Origin of the sequence: Propionivibrio sp. (genome assembly GCF_049316945.1) — a bacterium.
In the GTDB taxonomy this organism is placed as follows: Bacteria; Pseudomonadota; Gammaproteobacteria; order Burkholderiales; family Rhodocyclaceae; genus Propionivibrio.
This window is the reverse complement of the sequence record NZ_JBMOJE010000349.1, coordinates 1-2,018: the sequence shown is the minus strand read 5'-3', so window position 1 is coordinate 2,018 and position 2,018 is coordinate 1. Positions and strand designations below refer to the sequence as shown.

General features: G+C 59.3%; 1 protein-coding gene. It reads left to right on the top strand.

Annotation, left to right across the window (positions count from 1 at the left end):
• On the top strand, positions 1-1,761 hold a 1,761-nt coding region (locus ACOYNV_RS28000; protein ID WP_422903102.1), incomplete at its 5' end, for a DNA gyrase subunit B.
• Between the last annotated feature and the right edge of the window lie 257 nt (positions 1,762-2,018).

Below are 2,018 nucleotides of genomic sequence, written 5' to 3'. Positions count from 1 at the left end.
GTGAACTTCATCAACAAAGGCAAGACGGTGTTGAACCCCAACATCTTCCACGCCATGGGCGACCGCCAAAGCGACCAGCAGACCAACATCGGTGTCGAAGTGGCCATGCAGTGGAACAGCGGCTACAACGAGCAGGTGCTGTGCTTCACCAACAACATCCCCCAACGTGACGGTGGCACCCATTTGACCGGTTTGCGCGCGGCCATGACCCGCGTTATCAACAAATACATCGATGAATCCGAATTGGCCAAAAAGGCCAAGGTCGAAGTGACCGGCGACGACATGCGCGAAGGCCTGACCTGCGTGCTGAGCGTGAAAGTACCCGAACCCAAGTTCTCCAGCCAGACCAAAGACAAGCTCGTATCGAGCGAAGTGCGCGGCCCGGTGGAAGACATTGTGAGCAAGCTGCTGGCCGACTACCTACAAGAGCGCCCGGCAGATGCCAAGATCATCGTCGGCAAGATCATCGAAGCAGCCCGTGCCCGCGAAGCCGCCCGCAAGGCCCGCGACATGACCCGCCGCAAAGGCGTGCTGGACGGCATGGGCCTGCCCGGCAAGCTGGCCGACTGCCAGGAAAAAGACCCCGCGATGTGCGAGATCTACATTGTCGAGGGTGACTCCGCCGGTGGCTCCGCCAAGCAGGGCCGCGACCGCAAGTTCCAGGCGATTTTGCCCCTGCGCGGCAAGATTTTGAACGTGGAAAAAGCCCGCTACGAAAAACTGCTGACCAGCAACGAAATTTTGACGCTGATCACCGCGCTGGGTACCGGCATCGGCAAGGCGGGCGGCACTACGGGCAATGACGACTTCAACGTTGCCAAGCTGCGCTACCACCGCATCATCATCATGACCGATGCCGACGTTGACGGCGCCCACATCCGCACCCTGCTGCTCACCTTCTTCTACCGCCAGATGCCCGAGCTGGTGGAGCGCGGCCATATTTACATTGCACAGCCACCGTTGTACAAGGTCAAGGCTGGCAAGGAAGAGCTGTACCTGCAGGGTGCGGGCGACCTGGACAATTTCCTTCTGCGAATCGCCTTGATCAGTGCGTCCGTCTTTACGGGTGGCCCAAATGGCACCACGATCAGCGGCGACACACTGGCAGAACTGGCCCGCAAACATATTGTGGCCCAGGGCGTCATCGCACGCCTGAAAAACTTCATGGATGCGGAAGCCTTGCGCTCGGTCGCTGATGGCGTGGCACTGAACCTGGATACCGTAGCGGATGCAGAGGCATCTGCTGCGGCCCTGCAAGCCCGCTTGCCAGACGCCGAAGTGGCCGGCGAGTTTGACCTGCGCACCGACAAGCCCATTCTGCGCATCAGCCGCCGCCATCACGGCAACGTCAAGAGCAGTGTCCTGACGCAAGACTTTGTGCACGGCTCCGACTATGCCGCGCTCGCTGAAGCCGCCAACACGTTCAAGGGACTGCTCTCAGAAGGCGCCCGCGTCATGCGCGGCGAAGGCGAACGCCAGAAGGAAGAAAAGGTCAACGACTTCCGCGAAGCCATGGCCTGGCTGATCGCGCAGGCCGAACACGCCACCAGCCGACAACGCTACAAAGGCTTGGGCGAAATGAACCCGGCCCAACTGTGGGAGACCACCATGGACCCCACCGTTCGCCGCCTGCTGCGTGTGCAAATTGACGATGCCATTGAAGCCGACCGCGTGTTCACCATGCTGATGGGCGACGAAGTGGAGCCGCGCAGGGATTTCATCGAGACGAATGCGCTGCGGGCCGGCAACATCGATATTTGAGCATCTCGTTAGATGCAGAGTTAAGTGCGAAGTACGCAATAGTTCTGCGACCTGCACGCAAGAGTTAGCGCGATTTTTATCATAGTCGTAGGGCGGGAGATTAGTTGCGACTTGGGACAAAGTTCTGCGCCCGTTTTGCCGTGGTTCGCGAATGACCATAAACGACCTTCCTTGGGGTGTTTGTGGGCAGCGCCACTGCTAGGCTAGTGTAGTGTTGCATTCTGTTTGGAACTTAACCGACTATTGGCCCGGATGAC